25 protein-coding genes are annotated in these 24,462 nt (G+C 36.6%); 16 read left to right on the top strand and 9 right to left on the bottom strand.

The genetic code is table 11. The features are described 5' to 3' along the window. Positions 1-8 precede the first annotated feature (8 nt). Complete coding sequence (locus CVT13_RS05090) at positions 9-1,394, bottom strand: DUF4139 domain-containing protein (RefSeq protein WP_107811819.1); 1,386 nt, start codon at positions 1,392-1,394, stop codon at positions 9-11. Between the two features lie 109 nt (positions 1,395-1,503). Here CVT13_RS05090 and rpiB point away from each other — a divergent pair, with 109 nt between their 5' ends. Genes rpiB through ychF form a run of 6 tightly spaced genes read left to right on the top strand, consistent with a single transcriptional unit; the run spans position 1,504 to position 5,987 of the window. Next, positions 1,504-1,947, top strand: a complete 444-nt coding sequence (rpiB, locus tag CVT13_RS05085) for a ribose 5-phosphate isomerase B (RefSeq protein ID WP_107811818.1) — start codon at positions 1,504-1,506, stop codon at positions 1,945-1,947. Continuing rightward, complete coding sequence (locus CVT13_RS05080; RefSeq protein WP_002939538.1) at positions 1,944-2,276, top strand: hypothetical protein; 333 nt, start codon at positions 1,944-1,946, stop codon at positions 2,274-2,276. The genes rpiB and CVT13_RS05080 overlap by 4 nt, the downstream gene beginning before the upstream one ends. A gap of 20 nt (positions 2,277-2,296) precedes the next feature. After that, positions 2,297-2,845, top strand: coding sequence for an adenine phosphoribosyltransferase (gene apt / locus CVT13_RS05075; RefSeq protein WP_107811817.1), 549 nt, complete (start codon positions 2,297-2,299; stop codon positions 2,843-2,845). 1 nt (position 2,846) lies between these two features. Further along, positions 2,847-3,452 (top strand): DedA family protein, encoded by a 606-nt coding sequence (locus tag CVT13_RS05070; RefSeq protein WP_107811816.1) that lies wholly within the window; start codon positions 2,847-2,849, stop codon positions 3,450-3,452. Further along, entirely contained in the window at positions 3,433-4,884 is a 1,452-nt protein-coding gene (locus CVT13_RS05065; RefSeq protein WP_107811815.1) for a leucyl aminopeptidase, read from the top strand. The genes CVT13_RS05070 and CVT13_RS05065 overlap by 20 nt, the downstream gene beginning before the upstream one ends. Beyond that, positions 4,884-5,987, top strand: coding sequence for a redox-regulated ATPase YchF (gene ychF / locus CVT13_RS05060; protein WP_107811814.1), 1,104 nt, complete (start codon positions 4,884-4,886; stop codon positions 5,985-5,987). Before CVT13_RS05065 ends, ychF begins: the two co-directional genes overlap by 1 nt. A gap of 453 nt (positions 5,988-6,440) precedes the next feature. On the opposite strand, the gene CVT13_RS05055 is transcribed toward ychF, so the two are convergent. The 6 genes from CVT13_RS05055 to mscL all read right to left on the bottom strand — a co-directional run bounded on the left by CVT13_RS05055 (position 6,441) and on the right by mscL (position 11,753). Beyond that, positions 6,441-7,235: a phosphatidylserine decarboxylase gene (locus CVT13_RS05055; protein WP_107811813.1), complete on the bottom strand. Its 795-nt coding sequence runs from the start codon at positions 7,233-7,235 to the stop codon at positions 6,441-6,443. Position 7,236: 1 nt separating this feature from the next. Further along, the gene (locus CVT13_RS05050; RefSeq protein ID WP_107811812.1) at positions 7,237-8,349 is read right to left on the bottom strand and encodes a metallophosphoesterase; all 1,113 of its coding nucleotides are present in this window, start codon (positions 8,347-8,349) and stop codon (positions 7,237-7,239) included. 192 nt (positions 8,350-8,541) lie between these two features. Continuing rightward, on the bottom strand, positions 8,542-9,909 hold the full coding sequence (locus CVT13_RS05045; protein WP_107811811.1) for a multiheme c-type cytochrome: 1,368 nt from the start codon (positions 9,907-9,909) through the stop codon (positions 8,542-8,544). Positions 9,910-9,918: 9 nt separating this feature from the next. Next, entirely contained in the window at positions 9,919-10,491 is a 573-nt protein-coding gene (locus CVT13_RS05040) for a cytochrome c3 family protein (protein WP_084040850.1), read from the bottom strand. Positions 10,492-10,611: 120 nt separating this feature from the next. Further along, a complete protein-coding gene (locus CVT13_RS05035) occupies positions 10,612-11,250 on the bottom strand; it encodes a Crp/Fnr family transcriptional regulator (protein WP_021086389.1) in 639 nt (212 codons plus the stop codon). Between the two features lie 98 nt (positions 11,251-11,348). Next, a complete protein-coding gene (gene mscL / locus CVT13_RS05030; RefSeq protein ID WP_107775949.1) occupies positions 11,349-11,753 on the bottom strand; it encodes a large-conductance mechanosensitive channel protein MscL in 405 nt (134 codons plus the stop codon). A gap of 145 nt (positions 11,754-11,898) precedes the next feature. Here mscL and gltX point away from each other — a divergent pair, with 145 nt between their 5' ends. From gltX to CVT13_RS05015, 3 genes are read left to right on the top strand one after another with little or no spacing between them, the layout of a single operon-like run. Beyond that, positions 11,899-13,194, top strand: a complete 1,296-nt coding sequence (gene gltX / locus CVT13_RS05025; RefSeq protein ID WP_107811810.1) for a glutamate--tRNA ligase — start codon at positions 11,899-11,901, stop codon at positions 13,192-13,194. A gap of 8 nt (positions 13,195-13,202) precedes the next feature. Continuing rightward, positions 13,203-13,496: a YggT family protein gene (locus CVT13_RS05020; RefSeq protein ID WP_103619178.1), complete on the top strand. Its 294-nt coding sequence runs from the start codon at positions 13,203-13,205 to the stop codon at positions 13,494-13,496. Then, on the top strand, positions 13,474-15,111 hold the full coding sequence (locus CVT13_RS05015) for a lytic transglycosylase domain-containing protein (protein WP_103619177.1): 1,638 nt from the start codon (positions 13,474-13,476) through the stop codon (positions 15,109-15,111). Before CVT13_RS05020 ends, CVT13_RS05015 begins: the two co-directional genes overlap by 23 nt. Here CVT13_RS05015 and CVT13_RS05010 read toward each other — a convergent pair. Next, the gene (locus CVT13_RS05010; RefSeq protein ID WP_103619176.1) at positions 15,032-15,511 is read right to left on the bottom strand and encodes a hypothetical protein; all 480 of its coding nucleotides are present in this window, start codon (positions 15,509-15,511) and stop codon (positions 15,032-15,034) included. The two genes, CVT13_RS05015 and CVT13_RS05010, sit on opposite strands and share 80 nt — an antisense overlap. Positions 15,512-15,631: 120 nt before the next feature. On the opposite strand from CVT13_RS05010, the gene mobB reads away from it, so the two are divergent. Genes mobB through CVT13_RS04985 form a run of 5 tightly spaced genes read left to right on the top strand, consistent with a single transcriptional unit; the run spans position 15,632 to position 20,115 of the window. Continuing rightward, on the top strand, positions 15,632-16,111 hold the full coding sequence (mobB, locus tag CVT13_RS05005) for a molybdopterin-guanine dinucleotide biosynthesis protein B (protein ID WP_103619175.1): 480 nt from the start codon (positions 15,632-15,634) through the stop codon (positions 16,109-16,111). Further along, complete coding sequence (locus tag CVT13_RS05000; RefSeq protein WP_234411975.1) at positions 16,111-16,974, top strand: class 1 fructose-bisphosphatase; 864 nt, start codon at positions 16,111-16,113, stop codon at positions 16,972-16,974. Before mobB ends, CVT13_RS05000 begins: the two co-directional genes overlap by 1 nt. Beyond that, entirely contained in the window at positions 16,974-17,192 is a 219-nt protein-coding gene (locus CVT13_RS04995) for a hypothetical protein (protein WP_021090564.1), read from the top strand. The genes CVT13_RS05000 and CVT13_RS04995 overlap by 1 nt, the downstream gene beginning before the upstream one ends. Positions 17,193-17,208: 16 nt before the next feature. Then, positions 17,209-19,131, top strand: a complete 1,923-nt coding sequence (gene metG / locus CVT13_RS04990) for a methionine--tRNA ligase (RefSeq protein ID WP_107811808.1) — start codon at positions 17,209-17,211, stop codon at positions 19,129-19,131. Continuing rightward, on the top strand, positions 19,132-20,115 hold the full coding sequence (locus tag CVT13_RS04985; protein ID WP_107811807.1) for a ferrochelatase: 984 nt from the start codon (positions 19,132-19,134) through the stop codon (positions 20,113-20,115). Between the two features lie 141 nt (positions 20,116-20,256). Here CVT13_RS04985 and CVT13_RS04980 read toward each other — a convergent pair whose 3' ends face one another. Continuing rightward, entirely contained in the window at positions 20,257-21,411 is a 1,155-nt protein-coding gene (locus CVT13_RS04980) for a site-specific integrase (RefSeq protein ID WP_107811806.1), read from the bottom strand. 728 nt (positions 21,412-22,139) lie between these two features. Here CVT13_RS04980 and CVT13_RS04975 point away from each other — a divergent pair. Both CVT13_RS04975 and CVT13_RS04970 read left to right on the top strand, forming a co-directional pair. After that, positions 22,140-23,441 carry a hypothetical protein gene (locus tag CVT13_RS04975; RefSeq protein ID WP_234411974.1) on the top strand — a complete coding sequence of 434 codons (1,302 nt, stop codon included), beginning with the start codon at positions 22,140-22,142 and terminating at the stop codon, positions 23,439-23,441. Positions 23,442-23,467: 26 nt separating this feature from the next. Then, a complete protein-coding gene (locus CVT13_RS04970; protein ID WP_107811805.1) occupies positions 23,468-24,454 on the top strand; it encodes a type IV secretion system protein in 987 nt (328 codons plus the stop codon). Positions 24,455-24,462 lie beyond the last annotated feature (8 nt).

Below are 24,462 nucleotides of genomic sequence, written 5' to 3'. Positions count from 1 at the left end.
AATTTGCTCTAAATTTTTGGCTTTGTGATCTTATAAGAGTACTCTTTTTTAAATTCCTCTTTTGGTGCAAGGCTAAATTTAAGCTCCACCTTGCCATCTTTGCTGATATCTTTTTTATCAAAGCCCTTTATCTCGACCTTTACCGCCTCGTCGGCAGATACTGGCACGCGATCGACCAAAGTGACATCGACACTTTTACTTGAGTTATTTTTGACACTTATCTCATAGCCCTCTTCACTTATTCGCTCTTTGCCAAGAAACGAGCTCTTTTTAAATTTATTTAAGCGCTCTTTTTTAAGCTCGATTAGCTCGTTTTGTCCCAAAAATAGCTGAGTGGGCTCATCTTTTGCTTTCATCTCAAACTCGCTTGGACTGCCAACACTCACACCATTAACGTAAAACTGCGTTTTAGCTGGAGTTAGATCGTCATTTAGCTTAAAGCTAGCTACGTTATATGCCTTTAGCGAGCCGTAAAAATCAGCAAAAACGCTAAAATTTGCGTCCATTTTTTGCGTGTCGTAAGTTATATATTTGCTCTCGCCTTTTGCTAAATTTATCCCATCTATCTTCCAAATTTTGGCAAACTCATTCTCATCTCTTTGCACACGCATATCAGCGACCTCAGCGGCGACTTTCGCGGCTCTTAGCATATTTTTTGAAGCGCCGTAACCATCAGCCTCCACCTCACTCTCCTCATACCAAGGGTAAAACTTGCTTGGAGCAAGCGCCTTTTGGTATCTGGTCGGATAGATGGCGAGCTTTAAATTTTTAACTTCGCTTGCAAATGGGTTAGTGAGTAAAATTTCTTGTTTTATCAAGATATTTTTGTTTTTTGTATCTGCATAAATTTCATTTAGCGTCTTTGGCGCCTCATCATCCATGTATGAAAGCGTTACCTCTTTTGGGTCGCAAGCAAATTTCATATCAAGCTGCAAAAATCCAGCCATCTCGCTCTTTGGCTCATTTTCTTTAAGCGCTTCAAGCTCACTTTTAGCAGCTGAAATTTTCTCGATATTTTCTAGGCTAATTTTATAAAACTCATCAGCTCTTTTTGTCACATCGTTACTTTTGTTTTCTCCTACCAAAGCTTGCTCTATAAACCTACCTCTCGCATTTAGCGCCTCAAGCTTATTGTTTAAATTTGCAACTTCTTGCTTCCATTTTATGTAACTTGGGCTATTTTCTTCGCTGATCTTTTTTAGATAAGCATTCGCGTCACAATCCCCATTTATCGTGATGTTCTCACTCTGCACACTCTCTGGCACAAAGGCGCTAAAAGAGCTATTTGCGTCGCTAAATTTTTGAGTGATGATGGTTTGATCTGTGTAGATCTCTATTAGATTTTCATTTGCAAAGGCTAGCGTAGAAGCCGCTAAAAAGAGCACTTTTTTCACATTTTCTCCTTTAAATTTTTGGTAAATTATAGCTTCATTTTGGCTGAGAGTAAAATTTTATTTTAATGCAACTTTGACTATAATCAACAAAAAATTTAACGGACTTTTCATGAATATAGACAAAGTTTTCTTAGCTAGCGATCACGCTGGTTTTGAGCTAAAAAACGAGCTTAAAGAGGCTATTAAAGGGCTTGGATACGAAGTAGTTGATCTTGGCACAAACGATAAAAATAGCGTTGATTACCCTGATTATGCGCATTTGCTAGCGAGCAAGCTTGAGCCTAACTGCTACGGCGTGCTAGTTTGTGGCACAGGCATAGGTATATCAATAGCTGCAAACAGGCACGAAAACGTAAGGTGTGCCCTTTGTCACGATGAATTTACCGCTAGACTTGCCAGAGAGCATAATGACGCAAACGTAATCGCTTTTGGCGCAAGGGTTATTGGCGCAGGCGTGGCTATCTCGGCGGTTGAAGCCTTTTTAAAGACTGAGTTTGCAGGCGGCAGACACGAAAGAAGAGTCAAAAAAATAGAGCTTGAGGCAGGCAAATGATAGGCGAGTGGATCGTTTTTACCGCTCTTGTTTGTGCTGCGATCTACCTAACTGTCATGGTTTTTTACTTCAAAACGCTTCTAAAAAAAGAGCGTGCGACAAAAGATTTTATGAAAAATAACCTCCAAGATACCGAGGTCGTCATAAGAAAATTTCAGATCCAACTCCAACGAAGTCTAGGCAATATCGACATCTTGACAGACGAGCTAAACAAAACTAAAAACGACGTAACCTCACTTCGCACAAGAAATTCCCAGTACCGCTTAGAAAACGACAAGCTAAGACAACGAATTCGTGAGCTTGAAGGCAAGATCGAAGCGCTACTATAACATCAAATTTAAGGAAATTTATGAAAATTTTAGATCAAAAAGGCAAAGAATTTTTACTAAACTCTATTCGCTGCATAAACGACTTTCCAAAGCCTGCCATAGTCTTTCGCGACATCACGACACTACTAAACAACAAAGAAGCATTTAACTTTTTGATAGATCATTTAGTGACGAGATATGAAGACGCAAATATCGACTACATCGCTGGTATCGAGTCTCGTGGTTTTATCTTTGGCGCGGCACTTGCAGCAAGGCTAAGGCTGCCTTTTGTGCCTATTCGCAAGCCAAAAAAGCTGCCATTTATCACGCTTTCCCAAAAATATAGCCTAGAATACGGCGTCGATGAAGTGCAAATTCACATCGATGCTTTTGGAGAAAAAGTGGGCGCTAGAGTGCTTTTGATGGATGATTTAATAGCTACTGGAGGCACTGCAAAGGCTTCAGTTGAGCTTATCAATCAAACTAACGCAACCTGCGTAGAAGCGTGCTTTCTCATAGATCTAGTCGATCTAAAAGGGAGCGAAAAACTAAAGTCGCTTACTAAAATTTACAGCGTTTTAGAGGTTTAGAATGGAAGAATTTTTTATAGAACTGCTTAAAGAGTACGGCTACATCATACTTTTTGTCTGGTGTATCATGGAGGGCGAGATGGCCTTAATAATGGCTGGAATTCTTGCTCACACCACGCATATGCACATCGCGCTTGCTATCTTTGTGGCTGGACTTGGAGGCTTTGTGGGAGATCAAATTTACTTCTATCTTGGCCGTTACAATAAAAAATACATCGCAAAAAGGCTTCACACGCAGCGGAGAAAATTTGCAGTGGCGCACATAATGCTGAAAAAATACGGCTGGCCGATCATCTTCTTGCAACGCTATATGTACGGCTTTCGTGTTATCATCCCGCTTTGCATAGGACTTACCGGCTATGACGCTAAAAAATACGCCTTTATAAATTTGATCAGCGCTTGGTGCTGGGCGGCGATCACGACCATACCTGCTTGGATACTTGGCGAGCATATACTTGTGCTTTTACAAGAAGCAAAAGAGCACTGGTACGTCGCTATCCCAGTTGTTGCTATATTTATGGGGCTTTTGATCTATACATTTAAGCGCATCGAAAATAAAATTTTAAACGAAAGGAGAGACAGAGGACATGCAGTTTCAAATAGTTGATAAGAAATTAAAAGATATAAAAGCTGATATTGAACTAATTTTCGTAGTAGATAAGGAATTAAAACATAAATTTATAAGCGATAAAGAGGCTATTAAATTTAATAATTACAAAGGTGAGAGCGTTCTTATCCTAAGTGAGGCAAAAAGGGCTTACGTGCCACTTTCTAAGCTTGATCTTGATGAGCTTAGAGTTGCAGCCGCTAAAGCTTATAACGCACTAAAATCGCTAAATATTAAGAGCATAAAGCTGGCTTCTTATGTAGCGGAGTGCCAAAAACTAAGTTTTGAAGCACTAGCTGAGGGCTTTTTGCTTGGATGCTATGAATTTAACAAGTATAAAGAAAAAAAAGAGAAATACACTCTAAAAGAGATCATCTTTTCTACTGAAGAATTTGCTGGCAAAAAGGTCGATCTAAAAGCTGCAAATGAAGGCTTTAAAGAGGCAGAGATAATAGCAAATGCTACAAATTTTGCAAAAGATATCGTAAATGAAATCCCAGAAATTTACACACCACAAAAGATGGCCGAGGACGCGCAAAATTTAGCCAAAAATATCGCAAGCATAAAGTGCGAAGTCTATGACGAGAAATTTCTAGCAAAAGAGAATATGAACGCATTTTTAGCAGTGAACCGCGCAAGTGTGCATAAACCAAGGCTCATCCACCTAACCTATAAGCCTAAAAAGTCTAAAAAACGCATCATCTTTGTTGGCAAAGGCCTAACATACGATAGTGGCGGACTTAGCTTGAAGCCGGCTGATTATATGCTAACGATGAAATCAGACAAAAGCGGTGCAGCAGCAGCTCTTGGTATCATAAAAGGCGCAGCGGAGCTAAGTTTACCATTTGAAATTCACGCTATTTTGGGTGCCACTGAAAATATGATCGGCGGAAATGCCTACAAACCTGACGATGTGCTAATGTCTAGAAGTGGCGTTAGCATCGAGGTTAGAAACACCGACGCAGAGGGGCGTTTGGTGCTGGCTGACTGCCTAAGCTACGCGCAGGACTTTAAACCAGACATCCTAATCGACATGGCAACCCTAACTGGCGCTTGCGTCGTGGGACTTGGCGAATACACAACAGGCATCATGGGTAACAGCGAGAGTCTAAAAAGCGAGTTTAAAAACAAGATAAAAGATAGCGGCGAGCTAGCGACTACGCTTGATTTTAACCCTTATCTTAGCGAGCTTATAAAAAGCCAGATCGCAGACGTTAGCAACTGCGCCACAAGCAGATATGGCGGTGCGATCACAGCTGGCATGTTTCTAGCTAAATTTATCAAAGATGAATATAAAGATAAGTGGCTACACCTCGACATCGCAGGTCCAGCATACCGCGAAAAGGCTTGGGGATACAATCAAGCAGGTGCGAGTGGGGCTGGCGTTAGGATGAATTTATACTTTTTACAAGCACTTAGCAAGGAGAATTGATGGGACTTTCAGTTGGAATAGTAGGCCTACCAAATGTGGGCAAATCAACAACATTTAACGCACTTACAAAGGCACAAAATGCCGAGAGCGCGAACTATCCGTTTTGCACTATCGAGCCAAACAAAGCTATCGTGCCAGTGCCTGATAAGCGCCTAAATGAGCTTGCAAAGATAGTTAGTCCAAATAAAATTCAATATTCAACCATCGAATTCGTAGATATCGCAGGCCTTGTAAAAGGGGCTAGCTCTGGCGAGGGTCTTGGCAATAAATTTTTATCAAACATCAGAGAGACCGAGCTTATTTTGCATATCGTTCGCTGCTTTGAGGACGAAAACATCACTCACGTCGAGGGCAGCGTCGATCCAGTAAGAGACATCGAGATCATCCAAACCGAGCTGATACTAGCTGACATCGAGCAGCTAAATAAAAAGATAGAAAAGCTCACAAGAGAGGCAAAAGCAAACGCAAAAGGCGCAAAAGAAGCGCTTGAGATAGCAAATTTACTTTTAGCTCACCTAAATGATGGCAAAAGCGCAAGTAGCTTTGAGCAAAGAGATAGTGAGGCGTTTTTGGCACTAAACAAAGAGTTAAGGCTTCTAAGCGCAAAAGAGGTAGTTTATGGCGCAAACGTCGACGAAGAAGGACTTAGCGAAGATAATAAATTTGTAAAAACGCTAAAAGAGTACGCAAAAGCCTCAGACCACGAGGTGATCAAGCTTTGCGCCAAAGTAGAAGAGGAGCTAATTGGACTAAGCGATGAGGAGGCACACGAGTTTTTGGCCTCTCTTGGCACGAGCGAAAGCGGTCTTGAAAAGATCATAAGAACATCTTTCGCAAAGCTAAATTTAATAAGTTATTTTACTGCTGGCGTCGTTGAAGTAAGGGCTTGGACGATCACAAAAGGCTGGAAAGCGCCAAAAGCAGCAAGCGTCATTCACAACGACTTTGAGAGGGGCTTTATCAGAGCTGAAGTGATAAGTTATGACGACTATATCGCACATGGCGGCGAAAACGGAGCCAAAGAGGCTGGTAAGATGAGACTTGAGGGCAAAGACTACATCGTACAAGATGGCGATATTATGCACTTTAGATTTAATGTTTAATTTTAGCCCTCTTTTGGGCTAAATAGTCAAAAAAATATTTAATCCTTGGGCTGTATAAGGTGAATTAAAACTTCCTTATTATAGTTGATAAAAATTCTTTTGAAAAATATACTAAGCTATATCGTCTTATTAATATCTTTATTGATACATAAGCTTCTCTATACAAGCAATGATGTAAATGCTATCAGCTCTGTGATATCAATCAATATAGGTTTTATAAGTGAAGATAATAGCTCTTAGTTGCAGAGGTTGATGGCTCAATGAAGAACACAATTAAAGCAAGAAAGATTTCGATAGATAAAATAATGCACTCATTATATTTTACAAGCTTTCATACCTAATACTATTTTAAGCTCATATTATATATGGATATATGAAAAAACCACCAAAATCTGAGCAAATAGGACACCGGCCAAGTAGGGTATAAAAATTTTACTTATATGCCTAGCATATTTATTTTATTATTCCAATGGTCTCAGCAAATTTAAGCTCTTTATTTTCAAAGAGATTGTATTCGATCGCATCTTCTTCGCTTAGTATCACGATAGTTGAGCCAAGCTCGAAATTCCCAAGGCGCTCGCCCTTTTTGATATGTAAATTTTCATACTCGTAAATTTGTGTAAAATTTGCCATCGCATTTGTCTGTATACGCTCATCAAAACAAAATTTCATCTTTCCGACATTTAGCGCACCTACAAAAACAAGCCAAAGTTTTTTACCATTTTTCGTCTCACAAGATAGCGCTACGCGTTCGTTCTTTGTATAAAGGCTGTCTACTTTTGCAAGCCATTTTGCAGCCACGCTGTAAAGTTTACCCGGAATGTATATGGCTTTTTTAATGGCAATATCACAAGGCGCATGATAATGATGATAATCTTTTGGGCTAAGATAGATATTTGCAAAGTCATATTCGCCTTCAAGCTCACTCTGCCCCAATAGCTCACTTACACTATACTCCATGCCTTTTATGCTAAAGGCCTTTAGTTCCTTTGTACTGCCAAAACTAAGACAAGTACCATCAACTGGGCTTATAAACATCTCATCTGCTGCATCAAAATCTCTTGGTTTTATGAGCCTTCTAGTAAAAAGCTCATTTAAATTTTTATATTCATTTGCTGGCTTAAACTCGCTCATATCTATCTTAAACAGCTTTATGTAAAAAGAATTTATGGCTTCTTGAAGTGGTTTGAAAAAGCTAATCTTTGCAACCTTTCCAAAAATTTGAGAAAATAGATTGTCTTTATTCATTTTATTCCTTACTTAAATTTAATATTGCAATCTCACTTGGAGCAAAAATTCTAACAGGAGGCCCCCAAAATCCAGCACCACTGCTAACATAAGCTTGCATTTTATCATTAATCTTATAAAGGCCATGTAAAAATCCCTGATCAAGTAAAACCAAAAGACCAAAAGGAAAAATTTGACCAGCGTGTGTATGACCGCAAAGCACCAGATCAACGTCTTGCTGCATTGATTTTATAAATTTTGGTTGATGAGAGAGCAAGATGGTAGGTAGCGATTGGTCACGTCCTGTCAATGCTTCATCTAAATTTGGCTCTAAATGTTTAAATCTAAAGCCAGCCAGATCGTAAACGCCAGCTAGATTTATACTCGCAATTTTTTTGTTTTTATTACCTAAAATTTCTATGCCAAGAGAACTGATCTTTTCTAAAATGCCATCTATTCCGTGATAATATTCATGATTGCCAGGTACATAAAAAGTCCCATAAGTACTTTTAAGACTTTTTAATGGCTCTAGAAAATCTTCTATAAAAGCGGCATTTACATCAACTAAGTCACCCACTATCACTACGATGTCAGGATTTGCCAAATTTATGTCATTGACGAGTTTTTCCATAAAATCTTTCTGTAAAAATTCTCCTATATGCACGTCCGTTATCATGGCTATTTTTAGGCTGCTTTGTAAATTTTTTATTTTTATATCTACTTGCCTTATCTTTGGTGGCATTAAAGCATTGAAAATACCTTTTAAAAAACAAGCAATTACAAAAATGACAAATGTAATATCAAAGCAAAATTTTATAAATTTTCGTCTTGTTGGACTAAAGCTACTTTTAGAAAAAATGCTACGTAAAATATCGTAAAATAGACTAACAGCAAACAAAAATAGTGAAAAACCTATGAGCGTACCAGCGATCAAATAAAGCTCAATGCTTAAGAATGAAAACCTGATCTGAAGAACAAATATAAACTCAAGAATACAAATAACATATAAAAGTATCCTGATTTTTGCAAGATGTGGTATAAAAAATGAAACCTTTTTTATGAAACGGTTATATGAATAAAAATTTATAAGAAAACTAAATATAAATGCTCCAATAATAATTCTCAAAAGTCCCAAAAATTCTCCTTGTAAAAATAAAAAATTATATTTTATATTTTTAAATTTGTACTATAAAAATTAATATCTTACTTTTAATGTTATTAGTCTTAAAAATTGTATAGTTTTGAACGTATAAAAAATGATTTAAGTTGAGTAAATCTAATAGTTATTTAAGAAAGAAGGTGGGAAAAACTCCCACCTTAAAAAGTATTACTCTACTTTACCAGATTCCATTCTTTTTTTGTAGATCTCACGAAGTTTTCTTATATCATTTTTAACTTCGAATACACCATGCCAGTGTGAATAGTCAGGACCACCCATTAGAGCGCCTTGTCTCATACGACGACCTTCATGGTGCCACATATGATAGTAGATATCTTGGAATTCATCTGACCAAGCATCTTCTAGTAATAGGTTTTTAGCCTTCAACTCTTCAAGCATCTTAGTTGCTTCAGCACTGTAAACGTTATAAAGCTCTACTTGCTTATCACCCATAATGAAGAAGTTATCTGTATGAGTTGATGTATGGCAAACTTTACAAACTAGCTTCATCTCAGCTCTTGCTGCTTCTGGTCCATTTGGATGACCTGCAAGTGGCGTTCCTATGGTTAGTTTGCCAGTTTTTTCGTAAACAACAGCAGCTTGTTCATCACCAGCTGTTCTTAGCTTACTGCTGACGCCCCATAGGTTCCATTTTAGTCTTCTTGAAACATTGTGAGTTGTTGTTGTTTCACCAACACCACTCATGTGGCAAGCTGCACAAGTTGGAGTTCTAAAGTCTGGTACATCCCATGTGTCAGGAGCAGCATCAAAGTTCCATTTGTGAGCTTCGCTATTATAGATATGTCCGTGCATTGAGTTGTTATAAATCTCAATATCTGGGTGATCAGGTCCAAGGTGGCAAGATGCACAAGCAGCTGGTTTTCTAGCTTCAGCTATGCTAAATGTGTGTGCGCTGTGGCATGATTTACAGTTGCCTACGCCACCATCAGGATAAACATTACCTATACCGTAGTTTGGCCAAGTCTCTTTTGTAGGTTTGTGATCAGCGTCTAGTTTGATGACGGTTCCGTGGCACTGTGTACAACCAGTAGCGTCTGGAGCCATTTTGTATTCTGGATGATCCATACCTTCATAGTGATACATTAGTTTTACCATCGCAGGGTTAGCATACATTTGCATAGCACCTCTTGCGTGACCACTCTTAACAGATTCTTCAACCTCATTTTCGTGACACTTAGCACAAGTTTTTGGGCTAACTAGCATTGAAACATGGTTGTTAGAATCTTTTGGATGCACCTTAACTGAAGCCATAGGATTATCTGCATTTACAGAGTGGCAATCCATACAACTTACGCCAACGTGAGCGTGGCGACTATTTTTCCAATCGGCAACTATGCCGGGTGTCTCTTTAGCGTGGCACTCAACACAGCTTTTTGATAAGTCTGACATTTTGTGAGCAACTTTAATGTTTTTTACAACATTAAGGTTTAAAGCGTCAGATTTATTTGCATCCATGTTTGCGGCAAAGCCAAAAGACATTAGACAGGCTAATAACATTAGCGACTTTTTAAACATCTCTCCTCCTTACTTGGTTTTATTGTTTTCTTGTTTTTTAATTGCTTCAAATTTATCGATTTGTAGTCCTAAATTCTTGTGACCAACATGCTCGTGGCAGTCAACACATGATTTCTTATTAGGATTTCCAAGAACGAAATAATCTCTATGTGGCAAGAATGATTTACCAGCTTGAATAACATTTTTTAAATTTGAGTGGCAAGTCAAACATCCACTATCATAGACAAAGTGAGATGCGTGCTCGCGCTTTTTACGCCAGTCGATCTTGTCCGTATCTGTAAAAAATGTCTTATAGCCATCATTTATCGATACTTTAAGTTTTGTAAGTACATAGGTATAGGCACTTGTATGATTTAGGTGACAGGCTGAACATTCAGCTTTTATGCCAAGCTTGTTATTGCCGCCATGTGCATCTTCATGATATGCAGCATTCATAGGATCCATCGTGTGACAAATAGTACAGATGTAGCCACTACCAGTCGCGTGAAGTGCATCAGCTATGCCCATAGAAGCGATAAGGCCGATTACGATGCCTATTATCACAGATGACCAAACAAAAAATTTCTTCTTAACTTCAGCCAAAATTTCCTCCTGAATTTATCAATATATCGTAAATTTTTACGAAAATTTTAGGTGAATGTTATCCAAAAAAATATAAATTTTTTCTTTAAGTAAATGAAAATATTTATTTGATATTAACTTTCAATAAGAATAAATTTCTTGTAGTCCACCTACATCTTTTTCCAGAATTTGGTTCTTCTCATCAAGTTTAACCAAACCATTTGTTTTAAATTTATTTAAAATTCTCGAAAAAGTTTCTGGAGTCATATTGAGTATTGATGAAATTTTTGTATGCTTTAGTTCATTAAATAGATCTTCATGATTTAAAATGAACCTAGCCACCTTTTCTTCGGAGCTTAGTATTAGTTCTTGGTGGAGTAAATTTGTAGTTATTCTTATCTTTTGAGCCATTGATTTTAGAAATTTCATGCAAATTTCTGGCTTTGTTAAAAATTGTGCTTCAAATTTTTCATAATTTATCTTTAAAACCTCGCCGGAGATAGTAAAAATGGCGCTTGCTGGATAAGGGATATTTTCAAAATTTACAACTTCAGCTACAAAATTCATAGGTGCAAGCTGATGGATAAAAATTTCCTTGCCATTTGCCGTAGTTTTATAAAGTTTAACCGAGCCAGTTATCAAAAATGTAAGCCACTTTGGCTCCTCGCCCTCTATAAATAAAAACTCGCCTTTTTTGTATTTTTTAACAACGCTTATTGCTTCAAGTTTGGCTAGGTCCTCGGCGCTAAGGCCTTGAAAAAATGGGATTTGTTCTATCATATTTCACTCGCTTTTAAGATAAAAAAGCATTTTAGCATAAAAAATAGGACAAAATTTAACGGATTTCAAAGGGAGCTTTCTCCCTTTGATTTAAGAATTTATTTTTTAAGAAGATCTCTAATCTCAGTTAAAAGTATAATGTCAGCTGGAGTTTCAGGCTCTACTGGAGCTGGCTCCTCTTTTGGTAATTTATTTTTAAGTGTATTTAAAGCTTTGATGACGCAAAAAATACAAAATGCGATTATTAAAAAATCAACCATTGTTTGTATAAATGAGCCATAGTTTATCGTAACAGCAGGCGCTCCCTCTACCGCTTCTTTTAGTGTAAGCTTAAGATCAGTGAAATTTACACCACCAGTTAAAACGCCAACAACAGGCATGATAACATCACCAACTAGTGATGAAACGATCTTTCCAAACGCGCCACCTATAACAACACCAACAGCCATATCTATGACATTTCCGCGCATCGCAAATTCTTTAAATTCGCTTATAAAACTCATTGTTTCTCCTAAAAATGTTAAATTTTTGTTCGGATTTTATTCAAGAAATGCTTTGCTTCGGCTAAAAAAATCAAATTACATAACTTTAAATTTATCAAGCTGGTGTTATAATCCAAACTCAAAATTTAACGTAAGGAATGAGCTTATGTATCGTTTTGCACCCTCTCCAACAGGAGATATGCACATAGGAAATTTACGTGCCGCTATTTTTAATTATATTTGTTCTTTGCAAGATAAAAGTGGCTTTATTTTACGCATAGAAGATACCGACAAAGAGCGAAATATCGAGGGAAAAGAGAAAGATATTTTAGAAATTTTAAGCAAATTTGGCATAAAACCAGAGCAAATTTACATCCAAAGTGAAAATTTAAAATTCCACAGACAGCTAGCTTCAAAGCTCCTCATCGACAAAAAAGCTTTTGCTTGCTTTTGCACCGAAGAAGAACTTGAGGCAAAAAAACAAAAAGCAAAAGAACAAGGCGTGGCATATAGATATGACGGTACCTGCGAGAGATTAAGCGATGCTGAAGTTTTAAACTGCGAGAAGCCATTTGTCATCCGCATGAAAAAGCCAACACGCACTATGAGCTTTACAGATGCGATCAAAGGCGAGCTAAGCTTCGAGCCAGACGCTGTTGATAGCTTTGTCATCATGAGAGCAGACAAGACTCCAACTTACAACTTTGCTTGTGCAGTTGATGATATGCTTGAAGGCGTGACCTTTGTCATACGTGGCGAGGATCACGTGAGCAATACACCAAAGCAAGACCTCATACGCGAGGGGCTTGGCTACACTGGCAAGATGAACTACGCGCATTTGCCTATCCTTTTAAATATAGAGGGTAAAAAAATGAGCAAACGCGAGAACGAATCAAGCGTAAAATGGCTTTTTGAGCAGGGATTTTTACCTGAGGCGATCGCAAACTATCTGATACTTCTTGGCAACAAAACTCCAACCGAAATTTTTACGATCGAAGATGCGGTAAAGTGGTTTGATATAACTAAAATTTCACGCTCACCTGCTAGATTTGACGTGAAAAAACTTGAGCAGATAAATAGAGAACACATCAAGCTTGCTTCAAAAGAGCGCATAAAAGAGATCTTTGGCGTGGATGATAGAAAAGTTGAGCTAGTTAAATTTTACACTCAAGAGAGCTCTCTAGTGCCTGAGATAAAGGCAAAAGTTGAGGCTATATACTCACCAAAAATAGTTCCAGAAGAGTATAAAAACGAATTTGAGATAATCAAAAAAGCAGCTCATAATTTAAAAGCTTGCGAAACATTTGATGAGTTTAAAAAAGAGCTTATGAGCGTTACAAATTTAAAAGGTAAAAACTTTTTCATGCCACTACGTGCGCTACTTACAAACGACCTTCACGGTCCTGAGCTAAGCGAGCTCTATCCGCTCATCAAAGATGATCTGGCCAAAATTTTAATCTAGGAGCAAAAATGATACTTTCCACCCTATTTTCAGCGATCGCAAACATTTTGCACCTTATTATCACGGTCTATACTTGGGTCATTATCGCAGCAGCGCTCATTAGCTGGGTCAGACCTGATCCTAGCTCGCCAGTCGTGCAGCTACTTTATAGGCTAACTGAGCCGGTTTATAGCTTTATTAGACGCTATATAAAAACAAATTTTAGTGGCATCGACTTTACTCCGCTTATCGTACTTTTAGCACTTCAATTTTTAGATCAATTTTTAATAAGGCTTTTGTTTGATTTTGCTGCGTCACTTTAGTATTCTCTCTCTTGCCTGTGTTGCTCTTTTAGCTAAAATCTATACCTACGAAGAGCTAAAAAACGAGCCAAAAAGCCTAGCAAAAGACTACTACATCAACCGTCTTATTAACGAGGGCAGCTATACAAAAGAGCAGATCGCAGATCTTTCGCGTGATGTATTTAGAAAAGCGGGCCTTGTTCAAAAATCAATCGATAAAATTTTACCTCCGAAAGCGGCTCCTAGCAAATGCCCTGGTGTAAATACAAAAAATATCACCCAGGCAAATCTAACCTGCCAAAATTTGCTAACATCTATTACTTTTAGCTTAAAGCTTGATAATCACACTCGTGAAATTTTAGCAGCCAATCTTGCAAAGACAAATCCAGAAAAATCAAAAATTTTACTCGTATTAAATGAAGCAAATCCGGCTAAAGCTTTTGCAAATTTAAACGATACAAAGAGCTTTTTAGAGCTATTTAACGCCTCTAGCCCGCAAAATAAAAGTATACTTTTTAGCGAAAGTTTTGATGCAAATTTCATGACCAAGCTCTACTCACAAAAGGGCTTTACAAATTTATTAAACGATATTGTTTTTAATAAAAAATATGAAGGCTTTAGGAGAAATTTGCTAAGCATCGATCCAGCTGTCACTGAAAAAAATGACGCTTTTACGCTTGGATTAAATGCGATTTTACTAGGACAAGACGATATCGCTTTTAGTCTTTTTGCAAGAGCCAAGAGCACATTTGAAAGAGCTTGGCAAAGAGATAATGCGACCTTTTGGCAGTACCAGATAAGCAAAAACGAAAGCTTTTTAAAAGAGCTAAGTGCCAGCAAGGACGCGAATATATACTCACTTTACGCAAGAGATTTGATCGGTGGTGAACCACTTGAGGTCATCGTACCAAGGCCTAGTAAGCAAAATATCGAAAATTTTGACGTAAGCGATCCGTTTTTATGGAACAAAACTGCAGCCCTTGCAAAGGATATGAATGCCACGCAAGCAAGCGAATTTGCTAAGAAATTTTATACAAACGAAAGCATCGGCGCCTATGCATTTTTCATGCAAAAGGCGCATGGCTGGGAGAAGCAATACTTCTTGATGCCAAGTTCTCCTGAGCTTGATGGCATCAGTAACGAGAGAAAGTCAATGATCTACGCTCTGGCTAGACAAGAGAGTCTCTTTATCCCAAGCGTAGTTTCTACTTCATACGCCCTTGGCATGATGCAGTTTATGCCATTTCTTGCAAATGCGATCGGTAAAAAAGAGCTAAAAATCCCAAATTTTGACCAGGATGATCTTTTTAAAACAGATGTCGCATTTAAATTTGCAAATCACCACCTAAACTATCTTGATAAATTTCTCTATCATCCTCTCTTTACCGCATATGCGTACAACGGCGGTATTGGCTTTACTAAAAAGCTTATCACAAGAGATGATATGTTTAAAGAGGGGAAATTTGAGCCGTTTTTATCGATCGAGCTTGTCCCAGTCGCAGAGACTAGAAACTACGGCAAAAAGGTGCTTGCAAACTACGTGATCTATATGGCGCTTACTGGTTCCAATATAAAGATTTCGCAACTTTTCGAAAATTTAACAAAACCGGCTTTGACTGATAAATTTCGAAACTAAGAGTGAGATCATCGCTTTGCTTGCTTGGTGCGGTCACTTCATAATAGAGCGCCCAAGGCATAGAAAATCCAGCAAATTTTAGCATCTCGTCATTTTCATCAAGTAGTCTTGCATTTGTGGCATTTGAGTCGTTGTTTACCTTGATATTTTTTAGCTCACTAGCGTGCTCTTTTGGATTTATAGCTACCAAAAAGTGCTCTTTGCTTGCATCTAAATCTGAGTTATAAATAGGATTTAAATAAGTTGCTACAATTAGCGTTCTATCAGTGCCATCAATGATCTCGCTCTTGCTTGTGTAAGCCAAAAGCTCATTTTTTAACGGCTCATGCACGATTACTTTTTCACCAGCACAGCCAAATATCATCAAAATAAATACAAAAAACGATATAAATTTACTCATAAAAACTCTTGAATTTCTAAAATTTCTACCATTTTAGCATTTTAATTTTTAAATTTCACTCATAAATTTTAAAGCCAACATAAGTTATAATCGCGAGAAATTTTAACAAAAAAGGTTCTTATGAAAAGACTTGCTATCGCTTTTTCTGGTCCTTCAAATAGCGGAAAAACAACTCTTATTTTAAAAGTTGCAAAGAAATTTATAGACGATGGCTTAAAGGTTGCGATAGTAAAACATGATCCAGGCGACAAGGCTAAATTTGATGTTGAAGGCAAGGATAGCTTTAAATTTTCTCAAACTGGGGCAGATGTGGTGGTGATGAGTCCGACTAGAACAACTTATTTTTCACAAAATCCACAAGAAATTAGCGACGTCATTAAAATGCTAGGCGAGTTTGATATGCTATTAGTCGAGGGGTTAAAGACGCTTCCACTACCAAGATTAAGTGTTTTTAAAGATGAAATAGATGAAAAATATCTTAGCTTTTCAGATGCGATCGCAACATACAAAAAACAAATTCCTTACAAGATAAAAAATATAAATTTAGACGATATAGACGCTATTTGTGCGTGGATAATCAAAAATGCAAAGGCTGTATAATGCAAGAATTAAACCAAATCTTTAACACCATAAAAGAGATCGCAAAAGAGATAAGCGAAGTGATAAAATATGCCGATCTTGGCTACACAACTCACGAAAACGCAACCGGCGACACACAGCTAAAGCTTGATGTCAAAAGCGATGAGATCATCACAGCTAAATTTAAGGAGCTTGCCTGCGTAAAAGCGCTAATTAGCGAAGAGAAAGAGGACGAGCTTGAGATCAATAAAAACGCTAAATTTATCATCGCTTACGATCCACTTGATGGCTCAAGCTTAGTTGATGTAAATTTTGCCGTTGGCTCGATCTTTGGCATCTACGAAGACGAGGTAAAACCAGAAAAATTAATAGCCGCAGCTTACAGCATATATGGCCCAAGGCTTGAGCTTGTAATTGCTGAGAAAAAGGGCACTTTGCCTAAATTTTATAGACTTGGCAAAGATGGCGAGTTTAAATTTGTAAAAGAGCTTGAGCTAAAAGAAAAAGGCAAGCTAAACGCCACGGGAGCCACGCAAAAAGGCTGGAGCCAAACGCATAGAAATTTTATAAACGAGCTATTCAACCAAGGCTACAGACTAAGATACTCAGGTGCGATGGTGAGCGATTTGCATCAAATTTTGCTAAAAGGTGGCGGCCTTTTTAGCTATCCAGCAACGAGCGATCATCCAAATGGTAAGCTAAGAGTAGTCTTTGAAGTGTTGCCATTTGCCTTCATATATGAAAACGCAAAGGGCGCAACGACAAACGGCAAAAACCAAACACTTTTTGATATAAAAATAGAAAAAATTCACCAAACAACGCCATGCTTTTTTGGCTCACGTGATGAAATTTCACTTTTGCATAAATTTTACGAGAAAAAATAATGCAAGAAACACAAGCAAGCGAGTCACTTGACGCATTTGAACTAGCCTTAAAGCAAAAAGCAAAAATTTTGCAAGAGTGTCAAAGCCAAAAAGGGCAAAAAAGCTGCTTTAACTGCGAAGTATTTTTTGACTGCGAGACAAGAAAAGAGTACGTAAATAGCTGCTATAACTCGATGTCAAAGGGCAATACTGGCAGTGATGGTGGATTTGATTTTTAAAATTATAAGGAAAAATATGAAAGAAAAAGCTTATATAACGACCCCAATATACTATGTAAACGACGTGCCACACATTGGCCACGCCTACACGACTATCATCGCTGATACACTTGCTAGATTTAACCGCTTGCAAGGCAAAGAAACATACTTTATGACAGGTACAGACGAGCATGGACAAAAGATCGAGCAGGCGGCTCGTGCTAGAGGCAAGACTCCAAAAGAGTACGCCGACGAGATCAGTGCGAAATTTAGATCACTTTGGGATGAATTTGAGATAAGCTACGATCATTTTATAAGAACAACCGACGAAGAGCACAAACAAACCGTGCAAAATGTCTTTGAAAAGATGCAAGCAAATGGCGACATTTACAAAGGCGAATATGAGGGATTTTACTGCGTTAGCTGCGAAACTTTTTTTAACCAAAGAGACCTGCTAGAAGACAATCACTGTCCAGACTGCGGCCGAGTGACATCTTTAGTTAAAGAAGAGAGCTACTTTTTTAAGCTTTCAAAATATGAAGATGCACTTTTAAAATGGTACGAAAACGACGAGCTTTGCGTTATCCCAAAGGGGAAGAAGAACGAGGTCGTAAGCTTTGTAAAAGGCGGGTTAAAAGACCTTTCGGTAACAAGAACGAGCTTTGACTGGGGCATAAAGCTACCAAAGAGCGCAAATGACGACAAGCACGTTATGTACGTTTGGCTTGACGCACTTATAAACTATCTAACAACATTAGGATACTCAAGAGATAACGCTAAAATGGATCTTTGGCCATATACGACACATATCGTTGGCAAGGACATCTTGCGCTTTCACGCAGTTTACTGGCCGGCATTTTTGATGAGTCTTGGCTTGCCACTACCAAAACACGTAGCAGCCCACGGCTGGTGGACTATAAATGGCGAAAAGATGAGCAAAAGCAAGGGCAATGTCATAAACCCAAGAGAGGTCGCAAACGCTTACGGGCTTGAAAATTTCAGATACTTTTTGCTTAGAGAAGTACCATTTGGTCAAGATGGCGATTACAGCCAAAAGGCTTTGATTGAGCGTATAAATTCAGAACTTGGCAATGGACTTGGTAACTTGCTAAGCCGTATTGTTGGCATGAGTGCAAAGTATAGCGACTATAAAATCGGTTCAAAAGACGTGATCAAATTTCACAAAGCCGAACTTGATGAGGCGAAGGGCTACCTTGATGAGGCTATAAAAAATTTAGAAATTTTAGCAACAAACCGCTATTTAGAGGATCTTTGGAAGGTCGTAACGCTTGCAAATGCAGCCGTTGCGAAGTATGAGCCATGGTCACTTGTAAAAGCTGGCAAAACTGACGAGGCAAACGCACTTGTGGCACTTTGTGCAAATTTACTTGCAAAAGTGGCGATACTGCTTAGTCCAGCCATGCCAAAAACTTGTGCTAAGATAGCTGACACGCTTGGCTTTAGCATAGACACAGTATCTTATGAAAGCCTTGTTTTGAAAAATGAAATTTCAAATTTTGTGGCAAAAGCTACCGAGCCACTTTTCCCAAGAATAGAAAAAGAGCTAATGAGCGAGGCAAATGAGTCAAAGGTTGAGGTAAAAGCTGAGCCAAAAGAGGAGAAAAAAGAGGACGAAATCATTAGCATTGATGACTTTGCAAAGGTGGTGATAAAAGTAGGTGAAGTGCTCGAGTGCGAGAGAGTCGAGGGTAGTGAGAAACTGCTTAAATTTAAGATAGATCTTGGCGAGGAGCAGCCGCGTCAAATTTTATCTGGCATCGCAAAATACTACGAGCCTAGCTCGCTTGTGGGCAAACAAGTTTGCGTTTTAGCAAATTTAAAAGAGCGAACGATGATGAAAAAATATGTCTCTCAAGGCATGATCCTAAGCGCATCTGATGGCTCGCTAACACTTCTTGGTACACAAGGTAAAGTTAAAAATGGCGCGATCGTTGGCTAAATGACAATAGAAAATTTAACTCGTCTAATAAATGCCGAGGCTCTAAACGCACCGACGATAACTAGCGTAAGCGAGTTTGTTTTCGAGCTAAAGCATGTAAGACGTGGCTTTGCGTATATTTGCTTAAACGCAAACGATAGCGACATAGAAACAGCGATTAAACAAGGCGCATACGCCATAATTAGCGAAGACAATGTGCCAATTATCGACAAAGAGATCGCTTTTTTAAAAGTTAGTAGCTTACAAACTGCCATGATAAAACTCATGAGATTTGAGGCTACTCACAAAGATTTAAAATTTTGCGCCGTAAATCCTTTTATAAATGACTTTTTAGAAAAATCAAAGCTCGGCTCTAACGCACACGTCATGTCAAAAAATATCACTGAGCTTTTTAATCAAATTTTTCACGTAAAGGTCTTTGATATCTTTTTTGGCGATGATACAAGAACACTTCAGCGAATATCGCCTCTTTTTGAGACCATTTACACAGATACAACTATGCACGAGATAAATCCAAGCTCGATCTTTTTTACAAATACGGTCTTTAAGCAAACATACTATCAAAACTTAAACATACCACGAGTTTTTGCTGGGATGTTTTATGGGCTTTTAAAATTTCTTGATAGCAATAAAATTTCATTTAAGCCTTACGAAGGTAGGATTCACGGGCATTTTGACCCGATTTTTATAGATAAAAATTTTATTCCTACTAGTTTTGGAAATAGCTTTAGAGCCATAATTACTGAAAGCGATGAAGATTTATTCATAAGCCAAAGTATATTTTTAAATAAAAAATTTAGCCCTGATGAGATAAAAATTTGCTTGCCAGAAGGCTCTTTGTTAAAAGTACAAAACGCAATCTACTTTAAAAATTTAAGCGAGATAAAAAAGCTTAAAAATTTTATCTATATATTGATTTTATGCCAAAAAGAGGAGCTTTTAGAAGAGCTTCACAAAACATCCGAAGAAAATCTACTCTTTTAAATTTTTATTATTTATAAGCTGAAATGCCGTAAAATAGGCATTTAAATAAATAAAAAAGGGGTGAAAAGTCATCTACTTTTTTAAATTAAATTAGTATATTATAGCATATTTTTATCAAAAAGTGTCTATTTTTTTAAAATTTTAAATTGCTATATTCTTTAAAAAAGTTGCTCTTTGCCTAGTATCTTTTGGTAGATATTTAGCATAAGAGCGATAGGTCTCATTTAAATTTTTATGACCCATCATTTTACAACCAACCCACATCGGCTCCTCGCCACGACTTAACATTACAGAAGCGAATGAGTGTCTAGTATCATAAAGCTTATGTATTTTAAAGCCAAGGGATCTCTGCAAATCATTAAATTTTAATCTGATAACTGCTCGTGAAAGAGAAAAAATATTTTGATTAATATCGGTATAATCGAGTTTTATCAGTTCATTATAAACAATATCAAGCATATCGATTGTACGATTGCTGGATTTAGTTTTAGGAGAATCCAAAACACCTAGCTCCGATAGAGTTTTATTAATACGTATCTCCTTATTTTGAAAATCCAAGTCATTAAAAGTCAAAGCCAAAATCTCGCCAGTCCTAGCCCCAGTAAAGAATGCAACTATTAAAAATAAGCGTAGCTCGCCCTCGGCATGTTTTATAAGTTGCAAAATCTCACTTAAATTAAAAGGGGTAAAATCACCATTGTCGGCATTATGTAATTCTTGTTTGAACCTAGGTATATAGAATGGATTTTTTGAGATTATATCATTGGCAATAGCATAACGAAAAACCATTTTAAAAAAAGAGCAATACCCATTAATTGAGCTATCTTTTAAGCCCTTGTTTTTACAAAATTTTACAAAATCAATACTATCCTGCCTTTCAAAATCGGACAGGTAAAAGATGTTTTTTGAATGCAGAAAATCGATAACAGCCTGACTAGCAACATTATAAAACCTGATTGTTTTATCCTTTAAAAAGGATTTTTCATTAAGCAATCTATAAATAATCCCCTCAAAGCTAAACTCACTAGTATTTTTAATAGGCTCCAGCTTTTGCTCCCCTTTTCTGATTATGCGATCAGTTTGCATATCCTCGAGCTCATAATATTTGCTCTTAGCAAGTTCAATATCCTCTTCAGAGCCAAGAAATAAATTATAGTTTTTTCGAATAAAATCAAATGCTAAAGGGGATTTTTTCAGTCCAGTGGCACGGCGAATTCTTACGCCATCCTTTTGATAGTCAATATAAAAACGATTATGCTTAATATATATATTTCTATTTTTTTCTAAATTTTTCATGCGGTGATTTTAGCAAAAATTTAAACATAACACAAAAATTTACTTTAAATTAATTTTATTATTTAAGATTTTTAAAAAAGAGTATTTATATCTTTTAAAGCTTAAATAACCATATAAAGGGAAATAAATATTAATAAATGCTTAATATACCTTGCTTTAATGGCTTTATTTTACAAAATGTCCTTTTATTTGTTATTTTTATTTTAAGTTATAAATAAAAAGAATTAATTAAAAACACCAAAAAATAGGGATATTTTTAACTAAGGAAAAATTAAATAAAAAGTTTAATATTTTACAAAATGTCCGCCACGCTAAACACTAATATATAAATACATAAAATTTAAAAAGGGAAAGAAATTTTTTTATTAGAGATGTTGTTAATAAGAAAATTTAAATTTTAATAGAATAAGTAGAAGCTTAAAAATTTTTTAAAGTTATTTTATGTTGTTTTGAGTTTTTAAATTTTTTATTGTTTTGTAGGTTGAAAAAATTTAAGAAAGGAATTAGCGTTTAAATTGATTTTAAAGGGGTGTGTTGGCTTTTAAAAAATAATTTAAAGAAAGGATAGCATTAAACACTTATTTTTGATTGTAGAGCATTTAAAGATTGATTGTGGCTTTTATTAAATTTAGCTTAAAAATAGTTGTTTTATATATCACTTTTTAAAAGTTAGTTGAATTTAATAAAGGGTAAAATTAATTAAATAATCTATCGTTTAAGGAAAGAAAATGGCAGAAGAGCTAACTCAAGATCAATTGGCTGAATGGAGTTATCTTAAAGAGCAAGAAATGGTGATGCCATCCGAAGAAATAAAACAAAGCAGTGTAAAAGAGCAGGTGTTAGCATGCAAAGAAGCTATCGATAACACAGGAATTTTTAAAAGCAACGAAACAGGTGCAGTAGCATGTGCGAGAGAATTTTATACAGCTTATGGTAGCAACGACGATAATGAAGTAAGAGAAGCTATTAACAATATCTATAAAACAGACATAAGCGCAGAAGAGCTCAACAAAATTAAAATACTCACGATGAGAGAAATGGATATGGATTTAAAAGAGAACTTCGACAATGAAAAAGAATACACGATCCAAGACATAAATCGTAAATTTATTTTTGAAACAGCGGAATTAAAATTAAATAAGAATTTGAATGAAGCCGTTAATACCCTAGAAGAAAAAGAAAAGATAGATGAGCAGATCAAGGCAAAAGAAGCTGAGTTTAATGAATTTAAAAGCCCAAAAGAAAAGAGAGACTTTGTAAGCGATAAGCTGAATGAAATAGACGGCAATGACACCCTAAAAAGTAGCCTTGAAATTTTAAAAGAAAAAGAAAAGATAGATGAGCAGATCAAGGCAAAAGAAGCTGAGCTAGAGAATAAAAATGAAGCCAAGCTGGATGTCGCAATTACAACACACTCACAAGAAAGAGAAGCAGAACAAGAAGACTGGAGCAGAAAAGCTGATGAACTAGAAAACCAGCACGAAAAAGAGCTTGAAAAATTAAGAGATGAACAATCTAGACTTGAAGCCAACTTTCAAAAATCAATTGACAATCTGATGAATAGTGGCGATATAAAAGACATAATGACTGCTCTGCAGGAGATGGATAGAAGTTTAGAAATGATGATGCGACAGGGCAAAGAAGAAAGCGAAACAAAAGAACGCCAGCGACAAGAAAAGCTAGAGCTAGCCTTTGATAGTCCCAAATTTAAAGATGCAGTGGGAGATCTGGTTAAAGAAGTTTATAAGCAACGCAAAGAAGTCAAGGGCGGTTTAAAAGAATTAGAGAACGAACATGCAAACTACGCAAAACTAAAAACAACGTATGAAAAAGAAATTAAAAAAGGGCTTGATGTAAAAGGATACGAAAAATTAAATAAAATGTTAAATGAAATAGAGAAAGAAACGCCAAATTTTAAAAATAGTTATCCTAAATTTTATAAAAAAGTTAATGATAGTTTAGCGCAGAGCAAAGAAAAAATACTAAATAAGACAAAAGAGAAAGACCAAGAACAAAGCAGGAGCTTATAAAAAATGAGTAAAAAAGGGAAAAAATAATGAAAAGAATGATTATATCAGTTGCCGTAGCATCTTCACTATTTTTAAGTAGTGTTAATGCTAGTGGTATACCAACCATTGACGTAGCCGCGATAGCCCAACAAGTTATGGAATACACGCAAACACTGAAAGACTACGCAGAACAGATCAAACAATACGAGCAGATGGTAAAAGATACACTAAATTTCGAGAAACAAATGCAAGAGCTTGGTGTAGATATGAACAGCGTTTATGAGATATTAGGCGATGCACAAAGTTTAATATCGCAAATGCAAAGTATATACGAAGATGTAAAAAATTTACCACAAGACATAATGGGGGATATAGCAAGAGTTAAAACAGCCTGCTCATTCTTAGAGCAAAATAGCCAATTTTTTAGTCATACTGTAAAAACGTCAAGCAATAAAATAAAGGACAAAGCAAATAGGTGCATTTTTGCTTTGCAAAATGGAGCAAATATAAGCAAGAGTATAGAAGAATTAACCCAAAAAATGAATAAGGCAGTTGACCCAATAGAACGAGCAAACTATCAGGCACAGATCAGCAATATTAAAAATGCGGAAAGGTTTTTACAAGAGAGAGATAATATAGAGAAAACAAACAATCTTCTAAAATTTCAAGACGTTTTTTATAATGCTGACAAAGATAACAGATTTTCTAGAGCAAAGATGCAAGATGATTTAAAAAGTCTAGCAAAACAACTAAATAAAGCTAATAATCAAAAGCAGGCTCAAGCATTAACAAATTCTATACTGCTTAAAATTTTAGAAAATATGCAACAGCAATATGAGCTAAATATCAATTACACCAGCGCAATGGCATCGAGCAGACAAGCCATGAAAGACAATAGTGCTAGAGACTTAACGCCAGATAGCTTTAACCAAAAAGTTGTTGAATATAAGCGAAATGATGCAATATTTGACCCAGAAACAAAACAAATGCCAAAAGATGAGCTAGGGCTTCCAAAATTTGTATTTTTTAAATAAGGAGTAAA

It is taken from the genome of Campylobacter concisus (genome assembly GCF_003049085.1).
GTDB lineage: Bacteria > Campylobacterota > Campylobacteria > Campylobacterales > Campylobacteraceae > Campylobacter_A > Campylobacter_A concisus_H.
This window is presented reverse-complemented; position numbering and strand designations above follow the sequence as displayed.

Coding starts and splice junctions, on each gene's coding strand:
- apt (WP_107811817.1), top strand. CDS start 2,297: ATGAAAATTTTAGATCAAAAAGGCAAAGAATTTTTACTAAACTCTATT.
- metG (WP_107811808.1), top strand. CDS start 17,209: ATGAAAGAAAAAGCTTATATAACGACCCCAATATACTATGTAAACGAC.
- CVT13_RS04975 (WP_234411974.1), top strand. CDS start 22,140: ATGGCAGAAGAGCTAACTCAAGATCAATTGGCTGAATGGAGTTATCTT.
- gltX (WP_107811810.1), top strand. CDS start 11,899: ATGTATCGTTTTGCACCCTCTCCAACAGGAGATATGCACATAGGAAAT.
- CVT13_RS05080 (WP_002939538.1), top strand. CDS start 1,944: ATGATAGGCGAGTGGATCGTTTTTACCGCTCTTGTTTGTGCTGCGATC.
- CVT13_RS05065 (WP_107811815.1), top strand. CDS start 3,433: ATGCAGTTTCAAATAGTTGATAAGAAATTAAAAGATATAAAAGCTGAT.
- mobB (WP_103619175.1), top strand. CDS start 15,632: ATGAAAAGACTTGCTATCGCTTTTTCTGGTCCTTCAAATAGCGGAAAA.
- CVT13_RS05045 (WP_107811811.1), bottom strand. CDS start 9,909: ATGTTTAAAAAGTCGCTAATGTTATTAGCCTGTCTAATGTCTTTTGGC.
- CVT13_RS05000 (WP_234411975.1), top strand. CDS start 16,111: ATGCAAGAATTAAACCAAATCTTTAACACCATAAAAGAGATCGCAAAA.
- CVT13_RS05010 (WP_103619176.1), bottom strand. CDS start 15,511: ATGAGTAAATTTATATCGTTTTTTGTATTTATTTTGATGATATTTGGC.
- CVT13_RS05070 (WP_107811816.1), top strand. CDS start 2,847: ATGGAAGAATTTTTTATAGAACTGCTTAAAGAGTACGGCTACATCATA.
- CVT13_RS05020 (WP_103619178.1), top strand. CDS start 13,203: ATGATACTTTCCACCCTATTTTCAGCGATCGCAAACATTTTGCACCTT.
- CVT13_RS04970 (WP_107811805.1), top strand. CDS start 23,468: ATGAAAAGAATGATTATATCAGTTGCCGTAGCATCTTCACTATTTTTA.
- mscL (WP_107775949.1), bottom strand. CDS start 11,753: ATGAGTTTTATAAGCGAATTTAAAGAATTTGCGATGCGCGGAAATGTC.
- ychF (WP_107811814.1), top strand. CDS start 4,884: ATGGGACTTTCAGTTGGAATAGTAGGCCTACCAAATGTGGGCAAATCA.
- CVT13_RS05035 (WP_021086389.1), bottom strand. CDS start 11,250: ATGATAGAACAAATCCCATTTTTTCAAGGCCTTAGCGCCGAGGACCTA.
- CVT13_RS04980 (WP_107811806.1), bottom strand. CDS start 21,411: ATGAAAAATTTAGAAAAAAATAGAAATATATATATTAAGCATAATCGT.
- CVT13_RS04995 (WP_021090564.1), top strand. CDS start 16,974: ATGCAAGAAACACAAGCAAGCGAGTCACTTGACGCATTTGAACTAGCC.
- rpiB (WP_107811818.1), top strand. CDS start 1,504: ATGAATATAGACAAAGTTTTCTTAGCTAGCGATCACGCTGGTTTTGAG.
- CVT13_RS05055 (WP_107811813.1), bottom strand. CDS start 7,235: ATGAATAAAGACAATCTATTTTCTCAAATTTTTGGAAAGGTTGCAAAG.
- CVT13_RS04985 (WP_107811807.1), top strand. CDS start 19,132: ATGACAATAGAAAATTTAACTCGTCTAATAAATGCCGAGGCTCTAAAC.